Origin of the sequence: Candidatus Ruthia magnifica str. Cm (Calyptogena magnifica) (genome assembly GCF_000015105.1) — a bacterium.
GTDB classification, from domain to species: Bacteria; Pseudomonadota; Gammaproteobacteria; order PS1; family Pseudothioglobaceae; genus Ruthia; species Ruthia magnifica.
Window position 1 is genome coordinate 84,990 of the sequence record NC_008610.1, and the last position, 16,499, is coordinate 101,488.

General features: G+C 32.8%; 12 protein-coding genes. 8 read left to right on the forward strand and 4 right to left on the reverse strand.

Annotated elements, in window-relative coordinates; translation table 11 throughout:
- Positions 1-484: 484 nt before the first annotated feature.
- Complete coding sequence (dapD, locus tag RMAG_RS00415; RefSeq protein ID WP_011737500.1) at positions 485-1,300, reverse strand: 2,3,4,5-tetrahydropyridine-2,6-dicarboxylate N-succinyltransferase; 816 nt, start codon at positions 1,298-1,300, stop codon at positions 485-487.
- Positions 1,301-1,459: 159 nt separating this feature from the next.
- Here dapD and ccoG point away from each other — a divergent pair, with 159 nt between their 5' ends.
- The 3 genes from ccoG (at position 1,460) to RMAG_RS06095 (ending at position 4,112) form a co-directional block, all read left to right on the forward strand.
- Positions 1,460-2,854 (forward strand): cytochrome c oxidase accessory protein CcoG, encoded by a 1,395-nt coding sequence (gene ccoG, locus RMAG_RS00420; RefSeq protein ID WP_011737501.1) that lies wholly within the window; start codon positions 1,460-1,462, stop codon positions 2,852-2,854.
- Positions 2,854-3,333 (forward strand): FixH family protein, encoded by a 480-nt coding sequence (locus tag RMAG_RS00425; protein ID WP_011737502.1) that lies wholly within the window; start codon positions 2,854-2,856, stop codon positions 3,331-3,333. The genes ccoG and RMAG_RS00425 overlap by 1 nt, the downstream gene beginning before the upstream one ends.
- A 653-nt stretch (positions 3,334-3,986) precedes the next feature.
- A complete protein-coding gene (locus tag RMAG_RS06095; protein WP_268745582.1) occupies positions 3,987-4,112 on the forward strand; it encodes a hypothetical protein in 126 nt (41 codons plus the stop codon).
- Positions 4,113-5,200: 1,088 nt separating this feature from the next.
- Here RMAG_RS06095 and RMAG_RS00430 read toward each other — a convergent pair.
- Positions 5,201-5,902 carry an ATP-binding cassette domain-containing protein gene (locus tag RMAG_RS00430; RefSeq protein ID WP_011737503.1) on the reverse strand — a complete coding sequence of 234 codons (702 nt, stop codon included), beginning with the start codon at positions 5,900-5,902 and terminating at the stop codon, positions 5,201-5,203.
- 107 nt (positions 5,903-6,009) lie between these two features.
- On the opposite strand from RMAG_RS00430, the gene polA reads away from it, so the two are divergent.
- Genes polA through RMAG_RS00445 form a run of 3 tightly spaced genes read left to right on the forward strand, consistent with a single transcriptional unit; the run spans position 6,010 to position 13,607 of the window.
- A complete protein-coding gene (gene polA, locus RMAG_RS00435; protein WP_011737504.1) occupies positions 6,010-8,730 on the forward strand; it encodes a DNA polymerase I in 2,721 nt (906 codons plus the stop codon).
- 15 nt (positions 8,731-8,745) lie between these two features.
- Positions 8,746-10,449: an arginine--tRNA ligase gene (gene argS / locus RMAG_RS00440; RefSeq protein ID WP_011737505.1), complete on the forward strand. Its 1,704-nt coding sequence runs from the start codon at positions 8,746-8,748 to the stop codon at positions 10,447-10,449.
- The gene (locus tag RMAG_RS00445; protein ID WP_011737506.1) at positions 10,446-13,607 is read left to right on the forward strand and encodes a UvrD-helicase domain-containing protein; all 3,162 of its coding nucleotides are present in this window, start codon (positions 10,446-10,448) and stop codon (positions 13,605-13,607) included. The genes argS and RMAG_RS00445 overlap by 4 nt, the downstream gene beginning before the upstream one ends.
- A 128-nt stretch (positions 13,608-13,735) precedes the next feature.
- On the opposite strand, the gene RMAG_RS06195 is transcribed toward RMAG_RS00445, so the two are convergent.
- Both RMAG_RS06195 and thiE read right to left on the reverse strand, forming a co-directional pair.
- The gene (locus RMAG_RS06195) at positions 13,736-13,879 is read right to left on the reverse strand and encodes a rod shape-determining protein (protein WP_148196312.1); all 144 of its coding nucleotides are present in this window, start codon (positions 13,877-13,879) and stop codon (positions 13,736-13,738) included.
- 458 nt (positions 13,880-14,337) lie between these two features.
- Positions 14,338-14,919 (reverse strand): thiamine phosphate synthase, encoded by a 582-nt coding sequence (thiE, locus tag RMAG_RS00450; protein ID WP_011737507.1) that lies wholly within the window; start codon positions 14,917-14,919, stop codon positions 14,338-14,340.
- Between thiE and lptC the strand changes: the two genes are divergently transcribed.
- Together lptC and lptA are read left to right on the forward strand one after the other, a co-directional pair.
- Positions 14,918-15,880, forward strand: a complete 963-nt coding sequence (gene lptC, locus RMAG_RS00455; protein WP_011737508.1) for an LPS export ABC transporter periplasmic protein LptC — start codon at positions 14,918-14,920, stop codon at positions 15,878-15,880. The genes thiE and lptC overlap by 2 nt on opposite strands.
- On the forward strand, positions 15,873-16,358 hold the full coding sequence (gene lptA, locus RMAG_RS00460) for a lipopolysaccharide transport periplasmic protein LptA (RefSeq protein WP_011737509.1): 486 nt from the start codon (positions 15,873-15,875) through the stop codon (positions 16,356-16,358). Before lptC ends, lptA begins: the two co-directional genes overlap by 8 nt.
- Positions 16,359-16,499: the final 141 nt, after the last annotated feature.

The window sequence follows — 16,499 nt, forward strand, 5'->3', positions numbered from 1 at the left end:
ATTTAGCAAATACTACCTTTTCTTTAGTGTCTTTTGGTTGTATATTAATGATTAATGCCTGTAACTTTAGTAATATTTTCATTGATTTGTACATTGATTGTTAGGTTGCTTGAGTTTCCATAACCAGTAAAAATAATCTCTAAATTAGAATTGTTGATGATCTTAAAGATGCGGATACCCTCTCTAGCTCTTTTTAAACTAGTGTTGCCAATTTAGCTAAACAATGGCCAGATCAACATCTAAAGCATGAATGTATTCAATATTATTACTAACGTTATATTTTTGGTGAGTATTCCCTAGTTATTTTATTAAATTATTAGCAACTGATTGGTAGCTAAAAAATAACAAATAAGAAGAGAGAGACGCTTAAAAAGCTTTAGCTTTTGTGTAACAAGAGCTATATAAGACAAGTACCAAAGGTTAATATTAACTTAACAAAAAAAGTAATGAGCTTTTTGCTAAGAAAAGAAAGCTTATTTGTTGTTTAAATACCTCGTAAAAGTTCGTTGATTCCAACTTTAGAGCGTGTCTTAGTATTAACTTGTTTGACAATCACCGCACAATAAAGTGAATAAGCACCATCCTTGCTTGGTAAATTACCAGGCACGACTACTGAACCAGCAGGAATGCGTCCATACGTAATTTCTTTTGTTTTACGATTGAAAATTTTGGTGGATTGTCCAATATAAACACCCATTGAAATAACAGCACCTTGTTCAACAATCACGCCTTCTACCACTTCTGACCTAGCACCAATAAAACAGTTATCTTCAATAATCGTTGGACTAGCCTGTAATGGCTCTAATACACCGCCAATACCAGCACCACCTGAAAGGTGAACGTTTTTACCGATTTGTGCGCATGAACCAACCGTTGCCCAAGTATCCACCATCGTGCCTGAGTCTACATAAGCACCAATATTGATATAGCTTGGCATCAATACGGTGTCTTTAGCAATAAAAGAGCCTCGGCGTGCACTTGCTGGTGGTACTACACGAACACCTGTTGCATTAAATTCATCTGCTGACATATCAGCAAATTTAGAGGAGACTTTGTCAAAGTATTGAGTAAAACCACCTTGCATAACAACATTATCTTCTAATCTAAAAGATAACAGGACTGCTTTTTTCAACCATTCGTTAACAACCCAATCGCCTACACCTTTTTGCTCGGCAACACGCGCCTGTCCTGAATCAAGAAAATGGATAGCTTCAGCAACGGCTTGTTTAATTTCCATACTAGCTGATTGTGGGTTAATATTAACCCTGTCTTCAAAGGCCTGTTCAATAATATCTTTCATGTTAAATCCTGTCCAAAAAATTAAGAATTATATCAGTAAATACGTTTTGTTGATAAATGACGGGTTTAAATTGTTGTATTTTTTGATGCAAATCAAGAAAAAAATTAGGATTGGTGATATGATACGTAAGGTTAACAATCCCCCATTAAAGATGCGAGTATGACAGACAAGAAAATTCAAGTGGAAGGCCTATATGAAGAGGGTGAGCAATGGGTGCAAAATCTAGGAGATGAAACCATTCATGCAAAACGTATGAAGGGAAAATTTCGCAACTTCAAATGGCTGGCTATTATTGGTTGGTTACCATTTTTTGTTGGTCCATACTTTACTTGGAATGATAAGCAAGCCATTTTATTTGATATAGATAAAAGACAGTATCATTTGTTTAATATTACCATTTTCCCGCAAGATATTTGGATGCTTACCATGGTGTTGCTATTTTTAGCGATTCTATTAGCGGTAATGACCACTATTCTGGGTCGAGTGTTTTGCGGTTATTTTTGTTTTCAAACGATTTGGACGGATATTTTTACCAAAATAGAACAATGGATTGAGGGTACGCCAGTCCAGCAACGAAAGCTAGATAAAGCACCAATGAGTGTCAATAAATTTAAACTTAAACTAGCTAAACATGCTATTTGGATAGTAATCGCATTTTTCTCTGGTATTACTTGGATGTTATATTTTGGGGTGTCCTGGGCTGATTATTTTAAGGGCGATGTTACCTCCACAACGATAGCCATTACTGCCATTATTGCACTTGGTGCTTATGTATTTGCTGGGTTTATGAGAGAGCAAACTTGTTTGTGGATTTGTCCATATGCGCGCATTCAAGGGGCAATGGTTGATGATCAAAGCATTCTGCCAACTTATGACCATTATCGTGGTGAACAGCGTGGTAGGCTTAAAAGAGGTGAGTTTGTTGAAGGGTTTGGTGACTGTATTGATTGTCATCAATGCGTTGCTGTTTGTCCAACAGGTGTTGATATCCGTAAAGGTCAGGAGTATGGCTGTATTACTTGTGGGCTGTGTATTGATGCCTGTGATTCAGTGATGAAAAAGGTTGGCAAACCTAAAGGCTTAATTCGTTATACTTCCTTAGCTGAAATGAAATTTAACAAACCAATTAAAGCTCTTTATAAACGTCCAAGGGTTGTTATTTATATGTCAATATTATTAGTAGCATTATCAGTATTGACGTGTGGTATTTTAAATCTTGACCAAATGGATTTAAAAGTATTGCACGATAGACAGCCACTATTTGTACAGCTTTCTGATGGCTCAATTCGCAATAAATATAAACTAAAAATCATGAATAAAACAGATAAAGTTATGCCAATTAATATTAGTTTTAGCAGTAAAATTGAAAATCTAAAATCTAAAAAAGCATTCAAAACAGTAATGATTCCAAGTGGTAATATTAAATCTATTTATGTTTATTTAACCGCCTTTGAAAGTGACGTAGGTGCTGATAACGATGTTGTGTTTATGGTTAAAAGCGAACAGGCCACTTTAGAATATAAGACTTCATTTTTCACATCTAAAAGCATGTAATGAGCATTTATAAAAGCCCAATCATGATATCCATGTTAGTACTGTTTATCACTTTAGTGAGCGCAACTGCCTATCGAATTATGATCGCACTTGAAACCCATCCTGGGCTAGTGGTTGAAGATGCGTATTCGAGTGGCAAACGATACGTAAAAACACTAAACCATAAAAACCAATTAGCACGGCTTGGTTGGATATTAAACCTTGCTACTCCTAAGGTTGTAATTCATAATATTAAACAAACCTATACGGCTAATAGTGCACAGAACGATAAAACTTTAGCAAATGCTTTTGTTACAGCATACTTTTATCGCCCTTTAGAAAAAGCACATGATTTTTCCATCAATATGGCATTTAACCAAGAAATAAACCAATATCAAGCACAAGTAACATTACCCTTAAAAGGGCGCTGGGATGTCGTAGTTGAAGTGGTTAAAAGGGGTTTTGTACAAAGAACTTCTAGAAAGTTATTTGCTCAATAGTTATTGATTTCTTATAAAAGCTATTACAAGGCTTGTCTCTTTTTAATAATATAATTATATTATTAGTCGTTACTTAGTAACTATCAATCCTAGATTAGCAAGACTAACATAGTTGAAATTAGAATAGAATGTATTATATTCTTAAGTAAATTCATTAGTTGTTATTTTGTTAAGCAACCACCACCACTTAAGATTTTACATAAAATTAATGTGTATGCTAATGAATTTTTTACAGAGGTCATTTATTTCATTTTTGGAAGTTTTCTAACGTAAATGAAAAGGAAATTAATAGTTTTTATAAGAAGACTTCTAAGAATGTAAAACTAATTTTAGTTAGTTGAGACTAACAATAGATGCTGAGATAGGCATTGATACTTTTTATTCTTATTTATGAATCATTTTAATTTAGAGCGTCTTTATAAGGTCTTTAAGGTTTAAAAGGTTGACAGGAGTTAACATGAATAATAATGAGACCAACAAGTGAGCCAGACAGTAGCTCAATGTTAGGATACAAAACATGCTACTGAAAGGATTACTAGTAAAAACAGAAGGAAAAATAACAGGTAAACAGAAAAAAATAATGGAAAAACCAAAATTCTAGAAGAGCCAAGACTAACAGGAAGCAAAGCAGACATAGAAGAAAAAGAAAATGAATGGCGGGGAATGCTAAAGCGCTAAATATAGGTACAAGAGTATTAGGAATATTAAAAGTAACAAAAGCAGCAAAAGGATTAAAATGGAATAACAAGAAATTACAAAAAAGAAGTAAACAAAAATAAAAAACTAACGTACTAAGAAAAACATGGAAAAAATAATTAAAAACCTGTTAACAAAACTAAAAGAAATAAAAACATACTTAATAGTAATGGGAACAATAATAGGTGTAATATACACAGACGCACTAAAACTCTTATAAGAAGGAAAAGAAATTAAGAAAGAAATACAAGAAATACAAGAAATAATAAAAGATATAAAAGATATAGAAGGACCGAATAAAAAATAAATGCTAATATAGTAAAAATGAATATAAATGTAAAAAAACTACCAAAAGAAGTTACAACATCATATTTACATGATAAAACATATCGCCTATATCGAAGCATGGACGGAAGAATAAAAGGTATGGAAAGACAGATAAGAATGAACAATGAAATGTAGAACCAGAAATAGGCGAAATTAAAGATGTATTTTACAGGAACTTAAAAAATAAAGTATGGGAAGCAGATCTAAAAAGTATAAAAAACTATAAAAAGGTGGAACAAATTGGTGTTTATCAAGTCGAACGCAAACACAGAAATCGAGTATAAAAAACTCATAAAAAAATATAATAGAGAGATCCAAAAAATTACAAAAGAACATTGCAATATGTGTAAATTCTTTGTTTAAAACATAATTACCAAAATTCACTATCTTTTAGTAAAATGGTTATTAGTATAATTGTACTAACTGTTATTTAATAATTGATGGAGCTGTTACAGCAAGGACAACGGCTAAAATTAAAATAGGATGTGTTACTTTTTTTATTAAATTAGAAGCAATTAGTTTGAATATTTTATACAAAAACCTTCTCTAGAATTTTTAAGAATTAATTTAGCATATTCTTTTAAGCTTTAATAACAATGCCATATGTTGAATTCAAGTCAAAATTTTCATTTGAAAACTTTTCAAAATATAAAATGAATTAAAAAACAGAAAGGTATTACACAGTTAAACCTTGTCATTGTAATAGATATTAATTCATGAGACTCTTATTTAGATTACGAGAATATTAAGAATAATAAAAAACTTAATTTAGACCATTTGTATAAAATTGAAAAAGTTTTAAAGATTATTGATGGTTGTGTATTTTTTATTTAATGGTTAATAATCAATGTTTATGTTTATAAGTAGCCATAAGTTCATCCATTTGGTCGGCGAATAAATGATTAAATTGAGCATTTTTTAAAATTGTCTCAGGCTGTCCCATGCAGCAAATATGGTGATATAAACATAAAACCTGAGTTGATTCTTTCATGACTCTATGAAGGTCATGCGATACCATGAGCACAGCACAATTTTGTTGGTTATGAATATCTTGAATGAGTTTATATAGATGCATTTGGCCATTTACATCAAGGTTTTGTACGGGCTCATCAAGAATTAAGACATTGGGCTTTGCAAGAAAGGCACGAGTTAATAATACACGTTGTATTTCACCACCAGATAAATTTTTTAATGATAAGTGTAACAATGTTTCGATGCCTGTGAGTGTAGTAGTATTTATTAAAGATTGTGTATTAATTTTTTGATTGAGTTTTAGAAAATCAATGACTGAAATGGGGATAAATTCATTGGGGATAAATTTTTGTGGTGTGTAGCCTAGCCTAATATACTTAGATTTTTTAATCTTACCATCGTCAGGAGCAATAAGTTCAAGTAGAATTTTAATCAACGAACTTTTTCCAGCGCCATTTGGGCCAATTAAGGTAATGAATTCGCCCGTTCTTAATTCAAAGCTAACGTCATCAAGCACTTTTTTGCCATGATGACTAAAACTAACATGATTTGCACTAATAAGGACTTCTGACATAGGCTAAACAATGATGAATGACTAGTTTGTATTTTATACGTATAATTTATATGTCTTGGCTTATCTTATATTCGTGTTGACGTTCAAAAATTGGTAAAATTTAACCCATGTCACATAAACTAATTTTAATGGATGGATCGGCTTTTTTATTCCGAGCTTATTTTTCTACACTAAAACAAAACTTAACTAATCAAGACGGTTTTCCAACAGGCGCTATATTTGGTGTTATTAGTGCCATTAAACGTCTTCAAAAGCAGTATCCAGAGGCTAAGATAATCACTATATTTGACGCTAAAGGTAAAAATTTTAGACACGATATTTATCCGCAATACAAAGCACATAGAAAACCAGCTGATAGTGAACTAGTGGTTCAAATTGAACCTTTGTATGAGATTATTAGAGCCATGGGGCTTCATTTTATGTGTGTGCCTGATGTTGAAGCGGATGATGTGATTGCCACCTTGAGTTGTTACGCTAATCAAAATAATATTAAGACCATTATTGCTAGTGGCGATAAAGATTTAATGCAATTAGTGAGTGCTAATATTTCTCAATTAGACATGAAAGGCACTGTGTATGATCGTCAAGGTGTGATTGAAAAAATGGGTGTTGCACCGGAAATTTTTTTAGATCTCTTAGCCTTAACTGGTGATAGTGCAGATAACGTTCCCGGTGTGCCTAGTGTTGGCCCTAAAACAGCCATTAAATGGTTACAAACTTATAATGACATTGCGGGTATTAAAGAAAATGCAACGCAAATTAAGGGCAAAGTAGGTGAAAAGTTACGTAATAATTTTTATTTGTTGGATTTGTCCCGACGATTAGTCATGCTTAAATTTGATGTTGCCTTGCCTTGTAATATTTCTGATGACGAGTCAGAACAAGATGTTGTCAAACTGGCTGATTTATATCAGCAGTATGGCTTTTCTATGTGGTTAAAGCAGCTGGATAATATGCCTATGCTAGAGCAAGAAGGCATCCAAGCTACTGAAGTGACTGAAAGTACTAGCAATATGGTTGATGTTCTTGAGGATTATTCACAGACATTGGTACTAGATTCGGATGTATTTAATGCAATGGTTAATCGGCTTAAAACCTCAAAGACATTTGTGTTTGATTTAGAAACCACGTCGCTAGATTATATGAATGCTACCATTGTCGGCTGGGTATTTTTAGTTGATAAGAATAGTTTTTATGTGCCTGTTGGTCATGATTATTTAAATGCACCAAAGCAGTTAGATTTTAAGGACGTACTTGATCAATTAAAACTAATTTTAGAAGATGTGTCTATTGGAAAAGTTGGGCAAAATCTAAAATATGATGCACATATCTTAGCTAATTACCAAATTGATTTGCAAGGCATTAGTGATGACACTATGGTGAAATCTTATTGTTTAAATTCAGTTGCCACAAGACATAATATAGATGATTTGAGTGAATATTATTTGAACCATAAAACCATCCATTTTGATGATATTGCAGGCAAAGGTAAAAAACAAATTACTTTTAATCAAGTAGATTTAGAAACTGCCTTTCCTTATGCTTGTGAATACGTGATAGTGACGGATTTGTTAAATCACGTGTTAGATGAGGAGATTGTCCAATACCCTAAATTGGTTAAGTTGTATCAAAACCTAGAATTGCCATTGATTAAAGTCTTGTTGTGCATGGAACGTAATGGTATTGAATTAGACATGAACGAACTAAGCACTCAACAAATAGACATTGTTCAACAAATGAAGGATATTCAGGCTCAAGTATTTGAGCTGGCAGGTGATATATTTAATCTTGAGTCGCCTAAGCAAATTCAACAAATTTTATTTGAACCTGAAGGTTTAGGGCTGACTCCTTTGAAAAAAACTCCCAAAGGCGCACCTTCTACGAACGAAGAAGCATTAAAACTTTTAGACCATCCATTGGTTGATTTAATATTAAGTTATCGTACATTAACTAAACTTAATTCCACGTATCTTGAAGCATTGCCCAAGCAAATTGATTTAAACACACATAGACTTCATACTTCCTATCATCAGGCAGTAACTGTCACAGGTCGGCTATCATCAAGCAACCCAAATTTACAAAATATTCCCATCCGCTCTAAACAAGGTGCGCGTATTCGTGGTGCGTTTGTTGCAGGTAAAGATAACGTTATTATTGCTGCTGATTACTCGCAAATTGAACTGCGAATTATGGCGCAATTATCCCAAGATAAAAATCTATTAGATGCTTTTAATCATGATAAAGATGTGCACAGTGTAACAGCATCAACCATGTTTAATATGCCAATCAATGAGGTGACAAAAAAACATCGTAGGCGATCCAAGGCAATTAATTTTGGCTTGATTTATGGTATGAGTGCTTTTGGACTGACAAAACAAATTGATGTTTCCATAATTGAAGCAAAACAATATATTGATACTTACTTTGATAATTATCCTGGTGTGTTACACTACATGGATAGCATTAAAGAAAGCGCAAAAGTATGGGGCTATGTTGAAACCGTCATGGGTAGACGTTTGTATTTGCCACAAATTAATTCCAAGAATAAAATATTACAACAACACGCGCTTAGAACTGCTATTAATGCGCCTATGCAAGGCTCTTCAGCAGATATCATTAAAAAATCTATGCTAGATATTCACGCATGGATTGGAGAAAATAACCCAGATATTAGAATGATTATGCAAGTACACGATGAGTTGGTATTTGAAGTAAGTGAATCAAAAGCCGATGAATTCGCCCATAAAATACAAGGTCTAATGGCAAACGTCTACTTATTAGACATTCCTCTTAAAGTGAATGTGGGGATTGGCACTTCTTGGCAATAAGTACATCAAATTATTATGAAAGAACAATTACAAAAAATATTAAAGCAATCTCTAAACTTATTAGAGAATGAAGGTGTGCTTGAGAGTGCACCTGAGAATATTCGTATTGACCATACCAAAGACAAAACTCAAGGAGACTTTGCCTCAAACATTGCCATGGTTTTGGCAAAGCGATCAGGACTGATTCCAAAAGTATTAGCACAAAAAATTATTGACAACTTGGGTGATAATACGCAGATTGATAAAGTGCAAATTGCAGATCCTGGATTTATTAACTTTTTTATTTCTCAAGGTGAAAGCGTACAAATAATTGAGCAAATTATTAATCAAGCGGAACATTATGGAAAAGCAGATGTAGGTAAAGGTCAGCGCATATTATTGGAGTTTGTATCTGCCAATCCAACTGGTCCACTTCATGTGGGGCATGGCCGTGTAGCGGCGTATGGAGCAACAGTTGCTAGTCTTTTGCGTGCAGTAGGATTTGAAGTTGACAATGAATATTATGTGAATGATGCAGGTCGGCAGATGGATATTTTGGCGATCTCGGTTTACTTGCGTTATGTTGAAACTGAGCAATTTCCAGATAATGGCTACAAGGGTGATTATATCTTTGATATTGCTAAAAAAATTAGTGGTGTAAAAAAGCTTGATATTTTTATCTCTCAAAGGAGTGTTAAAAAAAACGCTGGTAACAAGGAAAAGCATATTGATAGGTTGATTGCTAATTGCAAGTTTCAATTAGGACATGATTATAAAAAAATCCTTGATTTGGCGATTAATAATATTTTAAGTGGCATTAAAATTGATTTGGTTGAGTTCGGTGTTAAGTATCAGCAGTGGTTTTCTGAACAGTCTCTAATGGATAGTGGCTTGAGTAAAGAAATCGTGAAAAAACTGCAGGACTCAGGATATATTTATGAAAAAGAAGGTGCACTTTGGTTTAAAACTACTGATTTTGGTGATGATTTAGACCGTGTAGTGGTTCGTAAAAATGGGAAGTACACTTATTTTGCTTCTGATATTGCCTATCATCTTGAGAAGTTTGAACGTGGTTATGACAAAATTATTAACATTTGGGGTGTTGATCACCATGGTTATATTGCTAGGATTAAGGCGTCGATTAAAGCGCTTAATCACAATTCTAATAAGTTAGAAATCTTGTTAGTGCAATTTGTTAACCTTTTTAGAAATGGTAAGAAAGCTTCCATGTCAACCCGTAGTGGTTCGTTTATTACTTTAGAAGAATTGCGTGAAGAGGTAGGCAATGATGCGGCACGTTTTTTCTATATTTTGAGCAAATCAGGACAGCACATGAATTTTGACCTAGATTTAGCCAAATCAAAAAGTAATGAGAATCCAGTATTCTATATTCAATATGCTCATGCGCGTATTTGCTCGGTCTTAAAACAAGCCAAGTCGCCCTCTATGGTAGATATTGATCTGTCGGTATTAAATAATGAATCAGAAGCCTTATTAATTAAAGAGCTTAATCGCTATAAAGACATCTTGCAATCATCCGCACTTAATTATGAACCACACGTGTTGGCTTGTTACTTGCGTGAATTAGCTGGCCATTTTCACAGTTATTATAATAATAGCAAGTTTTTAGTGGATGATGATAAATTGCGAAACGCAAGATTGTTTCTCATTATAGCAGTGAAGCAAATATTGGTAAATGGTTTAAATTTATTGGGCGTTAGCGCACCTGATTCAATGTGAATGATCAAACACAAAGGCGACAAGCATTAGATGTTAGTCAATCTTTTATTGTTCAAGCGCCTGCGGGTTCTGGGAAAACAGAGTTATTAACGCAACGTTATTTGAAATTATTATCAGTTAGTGCTTCACCTGAGAGTGTGATTGCAATGACTTTTACTAAAAAGGCGGTGAGCGAGTTGACCACTCGAGTGATTGAGTCTTTAAAATTAGCCCAAGGTAATCGACCAAAAGAATCGTATAAACAAACTACTTATGACTTGGCTCTTAAAGTATTAGAAAAATCCAAAACACTTGATTGGCAATTATTAAATATGTATGAACGGTTTAAAATCTTAACGATTGACGGTTTATCAGGTTTGATTGCCAGTCGTTATCCAAGTAAGAATCAATTAGTGCCCAAGCAAATCATAGCGCAAAATTGTGTAAGAAATGATATTTATCTTAAAGCCGCTAAGCAAACCTTATTAGCAATTGATGAGTCTGAATATCAAAATAGTATTGAGTCGGTACTCCTATATTTGGATAATAATGTTAATAAATTTTATCGTTTGATTATAGATATGCTGGCTAAACGTGACCAGTGGCTTTTGAAGCTGTATCAGCATGGAGTGCTTAATATTGAAACTTTGAGGTTAAGCTCTAAAAAGATTATTATCCAACATTTGTTGCTGTTAAAAAATGAGGTTGAGCGCTATTTTAATGTTACTTTTTTTAAACTGTTAAAAGATAACACTAAACCGGAATTTGCACAAATTCAAGGTGTACCAGATGCCACTGTTGAATCGTTAGAGGTCTGGAAAAACTTATGTCAGCTATGTTTGACTACGCAAGGTAAGTGGCGTACATCATTGAATAAAAATAACGGTTTTCCCGTAGAATTAAAAACACAAAAACAAGCTGTTATTAAAATTTTTCAAGACTTATCTAGCCATCAGCAATTAAGGAAATTATTAGCAGGAGTTGAGCAATTACCTGATGTGAACTTTTCAACCAATCAAATTAATATCCTTCAAGATATTGCACAAGTATTAAAGTTGGCTGTTATTCAATTAAATATTTTGTTTGATGTTAATCAAACGTATGATTTCATCCAGGTTGCTTTAGATGCAAATCAGGCACTAGATGAGCATCAAGTGGGTGATGTTGCACTGTTCTTGGATAATAAAGTTCAGCATATTTTGATTGATGAGTTTCAAGACACCTCAGCTACTCAATTTGTTTTATTAGAAAAGTTGATTATTAATTGGCAAGTAGGTGATGGTAAGACATTGTTTTTAGTGGGTGACCCCATGCAGTCTATTTATTTATTCAGGCAATCTCAAGTGGGCTTATTTTTGCAAGTTCGAGTACAAGGCATTGCTAATATTAAGCCTAAATTTTTACAACTAAGTACTAATTTTCGTTCCTCTGAATCTGTTGTTGAAGGTAATAATAAAATATTTTCAAAGATATTTCCTCAGCAGGAAGATGCTTTTAAGGGCGCGATTAAGTATGAACATTCACAGGCTAATTTTGTTGATGAAAATGAAAACGCCATTAGATTTTATCCATTTGCGTATAAACGCTATGATTTTGAGGCACAGAAAGTGCTTGAAATTATTCAAAATAATCCAACAAAAGAGATCGTTATTTTGGTGAGAAGTCGTTCACATCTAGATGATATTGTATCCATTCTGAAGCGTGCTAATATTGAATTTGAGGCATTAAAAATACTTCCATTAAAGGAAGATTTATTTACTCGTGACTTGCTGAGTTTGACTCGAGCGCTCAAACATTTGGGTGATAAACTTGCTTGGCTAGCTATCTTAAGAGCGCCATGGTGCGGGCTATTATTAGAAGATTTACTTGTATTGTCACAACAGGATGAGCGTGTTATTTTTGATTTAATTCAAGATGAGCAAGTTTTACAAGGTTTGAGCGAAAATGGACAATTACGTATACGAAATTTTGTCCATGTTTTTTGTGATATTGTTAATCAACAATCTAGATTTAGTTTTACGAAGGTGCTTGCATTTGCGATTAATCAGTTAGCACCTCAGAGTTCTTTATCCGTTAAGCGATCTATGATTAAAATCCAATTCTTGCAAATTATTCATGATTGTGAGTCTGTGCAACAACTTGATATTGAAACCATTAATCAAATGTTAGATGGGTTGTATGCACCTAGTGTAAATGCACGAATTAAGCTAATGACCATTCATGAGGCTAAAGGCTTGGAATTTGAGTTGGTTATTATTCCTGGGTTGGGTAGAATGCCACAAAATAACATACCATCCATCATTCACTTGCAAGAATTTAGCAATCAATCATTATTATTAGCGCCGATAAGATCTTATACGCAATTAGATGACAGTCATACTTATACCTACTTGAAGCATATTAAATCACAACAAAATAAGTTTGAAACGATGCGTTTATTGTACGTAGCAATGACACGTGCTAAGCTTGAAATTCATTTATTAGGAACGCTAAATCAAAGCAATCAAGCTAGTAGTAATACTTTTTTAAAACTATTGGCGCCCATATTTCAGCATCAATTTGACAAGCTTAAACTATCAACCACTGAGGACAATCAACCACTCGTTCAAGCGCCAGAGTTTGTGCGTTATATTAAGCCCTTAGAATATGATAATTTGCCTGATGAAAGTAAGAAAAAAATGGATTTTCAACTTAGTGTTGATTTGCAATACAAAAGCTTACTTGGCACTTTATTGCATCAATATTATGAAGACAGTTTGTTCTCACCAGATAAACAAAGTATAAGAGCAAGACTAATGGAGTGTGGTGTTGGTAATATGGATATTGACAGTCATATCAATTTTATTGTCAATATGCTTAATTTAACGAAACAAGACAAACACTTTTCTTGGTTGTTTAAGCAAAGAACATCAACTCAAGTTGAGGTAGAATTTATAAATGACAAGCATAGTGTTATTATTGATCGATTATTTATTGATGAAGACACTTTGTGGATTATTGATTTTAAAACTGCAACGAAATCGAATAATGAATCAATAGCGCAATTTATACAAAGACAAAAAATCAAATATACTCAACAATTGTTGTCTTATAAGGTAGCTTTATCAGAGTATTATTCAATGGAAATAAAATGTGCTTTATATTGTTCATCAGTACAAGAGTTAATTGAAATTTACTAAATATTTGTTTTCAGGTGCTATTAAGTTGATAAGAAATTCATTTTATGTTTGTCAATTAAGTCCACTACCACGAGTAGTATAATTTAACTGTTCTTGTACTGATGTGCAATGAATCTGCATAGACAATATCATTCAAAGACATAATTGCAATCTCGGTTGTTGCCAACATCAATGATTATGTGTCCAGACGATTGCTCAATTTTTATGCTAGCATCAAGTGCTACTGCGATAGACTCTTCAATTAAAAATACATTTTTTACACCAGCATCAATTTTTCTTTAATTGTATGACTGTTTACTTGTATGGCACCACAAGGCACACAAATTGAAACATTAGTACTAAGTGAGAAAATTTTAGTGTCTAATACTTGATGAATAAAATGTTGCAATATTTTTTTGATAATAGTGAAATCAACAATCCACAGTCTCTTAATGATTTTTTGTCATTAAGAGCTACTACAACCGATGACTCATTTAGAACTAACTTATTATTTAGGTAAATAAGTTTATTAACTGTATTCAAGTCAATTGAAAGGCTCTTTGGCTTAAATAGTTTAAGCATGGAAGCTCAAGCTAAGTTGTGCTTGTGTTCGTTTTTAGTTGTTTAAGATTTAAACTTAATTTCCATTTAAGAAAATGGAGTAACAAAAAATTAAATTGGTGATATTAAACTAGACTTTAAATTTAGGATTGTATACTAACCTAGATGCATACGAAAGAAGTGGTAATTTCTAGTGATGTTTTTTAAACAAAGTGTTAATCATTGCAACTGCATCACAGCCAGCATCAAATGCTTGTTGTTGGTTATGAAGGTCAATGCCACCAATGCCAACAATAGGTATATTCAATATTTTTTTGACTTTTGTGATTAAACTAAATGGACAATATGGTGCGTTAGGTTTGGTGTTGGAATCAAATAGTGCACCAAAGGCTACATAACTAGCGCCTTGATTTTGGGCTTGAAGTGCTAAATCGATATTATCATAGCAAGACATGCCAATAATAGCTGCATCGCCTAATTGCTGTCTTGCTTGTTGTATTGAGTCATCATCTTTGCCCAAATGCACGCCATCAGCATGGATTTTTTCTGCTAGGTTAATGTCATCATTAATGATAAATAAAGTATTATATTCCAAACATAAAAGACGTAATGCATATGCTTCTTTGAGTTTAATATTGTCATCGTTAATTTTATGTCGATATTGGAGTATACTAATTTGATGTTCAATAATGACCCGTTTTATTAAAGCAGAATTAAGAAAAGTATTGGGTGTTACGGCATAAATATTTGATATTTTTTTATTAAACACCATGGCTAGTTTTCAGTTAAGGCTTAATTTATTAAGTACAATTTCCATTATAGTGATTATTGGTGTTATATGGCTTTTGATAGAGTTATTATTGTCTTCATTTTTCATACCAGAGAATAAAAAAAAAATCTCGTTAATACAAAATAAAACCACCTATAAAGGAAAGGTTTATCTTGAAAAAATTCATAATTTTTCCTTGCAAGAGTTTGATGCTAAAGTACAATTATCACATTTTGTTAAAGCCAAAAGCTATTTTAGTTTTAAAAATTCTCCAGCATTGTTAATAGAACCAGAAGTAATATTTTATGATGAAAATGGCCTTAAAGACTATGTGCTAAAATCTAAATGCGCTCACTATACTGATAGAGGTGAGATTAAATTTAAAGGTGAAGTGAGTATCCAATCTAGCAATGGACTTAGTCATAAAGTAAATACAGAAGAATTATTGGTAGGTATTAAAACAAGTGACTTGATAAGCAAAAAACAAGTGACTTATTTGGGTAAAAATGTCAAGATCATTGCTCAAGGCATGCGTATGTATGCTAAGGATGATACAATGAGATTAATAGGTCGTACTAAAATTAATCAAGGTAACGGACAACAAATATTAACCAAAGATTTGTATATCAACCAATCTAAAGGTCAGAAACATTACTATTCAAATAATAAAACCACTTATCTAGCTAAGAAAAATATAATCTATGCCAATGGCGTTGATATGATGAATAGACAAAAGCAAGTGATACAATTATTAGGCAAGGTGAAAATTGTACAAGATTCTGGCTCTAAAATTTTTACTAAAAATTTAACTATTGATCAGTCAGATGGTTTAGAAGTTTACCGAACCAAGGAAAAAATACATTATCAATCTAAAATTGTCGATATTCATGCTTTTGGTATGAATTATGATGTGATTGAGCAAAAAATTAGATTGACTGGTGGTGTGGTTGGGCGCTATGAGTAAAGTTCTTTTAATATGTTTATTAGCGCTGTCTGGTTATGCAATCGCTTTAGTAATTGACAATTATAAGCCTATCGAAGTTAGTGCCAGTATGGTTGTGATTGATGAAAAAAAGAAAATAAGTACTTACGTGGGCAAGGCTAGTATTACTCAAGGCTCTTTTATGTTAAATGCTGAAATCATACAATTATTTAGCAATCAACAAGAGGTTATTAAAATTATTGCCAAAGGCACCTATAAACAACCTGCGCATTACCAACAAAATCAATCAAACCAGTCTCGCTTTATAGAAGCACAAGCACTTAATATAACTTATTTAACCAAACAAGAACTTGTACATCTTAAAGGCAAAGCGCACCTAGTTCAAGGGGTTGATTTTTTCAGTGGTGATACGCTTGATTATGATATTAAGAATGATAAAATAATTACTAGTATGTCAAAAGACGGCACACAAAGAGTTCGATTTAAAATTAAACTTTAAATGTAGTTATTCTTCATTACTTCTATATAGATATTTTTAACCCATATATCTATATGGATATATATGAATATCCCCATAGAACAATATGGTCAAAAATGACAGTGTGTATAATTTTTGGTTTTATGTTTAAAATAGGATTAA

Bases quoted from the DNA above. Each gene is read 5' to 3' on its own strand.
- dapD (WP_011737500.1), bottom strand. From the start codon at position 1,300: ATGAAAGATATTATTGAACAGGCCTTTGAAGACAGGGTTAATATTAAC.
- ccoG (WP_011737501.1), top strand. From the start codon at position 1,460: ATGACAGACAAGAAAATTCAAGTGGAAGGCCTATATGAAGAGGGTGAG.
- RMAG_RS00425 (WP_011737502.1), top strand. From the start codon at position 2,854: ATGAGCATTTATAAAAGCCCAATCATGATATCCATGTTAGTACTGTTT.
- RMAG_RS06095 (WP_268745582.1), top strand. From the start codon at position 3,987: ATGGCGGGGAATGCTAAAGCGCTAAATATAGGTACAAGAGTATTAGGA.
- RMAG_RS00430 (WP_011737503.1), bottom strand. From the start codon at position 5,902: ATGTCAGAAGTCCTTATTAGTGCAAATCATGTTAGTTTTAGTCATCAT.
- polA (WP_011737504.1), top strand. From the start codon at position 6,010: ATGTCACATAAACTAATTTTAATGGATGGATCGGCTTTTTTATTCCGA.
- argS (WP_011737505.1), top strand. From the start codon at position 8,746: ATGAAAGAACAATTACAAAAAATATTAAAGCAATCTCTAAACTTATTA.
- lptC (WP_011737508.1), top strand. From the start codon at position 14,918: ATGGCTAGTTTTCAGTTAAGGCTTAATTTATTAAGTACAATTTCCATT.
- thiE (WP_011737507.1), bottom strand. From the start codon at position 14,919: ATGGTGTTTAATAAAAAAATATCAAATATTTATGCCGTAACACCCAAT.
- lptA (WP_011737509.1), top strand. From the start codon at position 15,873: ATGAGTAAAGTTCTTTTAATATGTTTATTAGCGCTGTCTGGTTATGCA.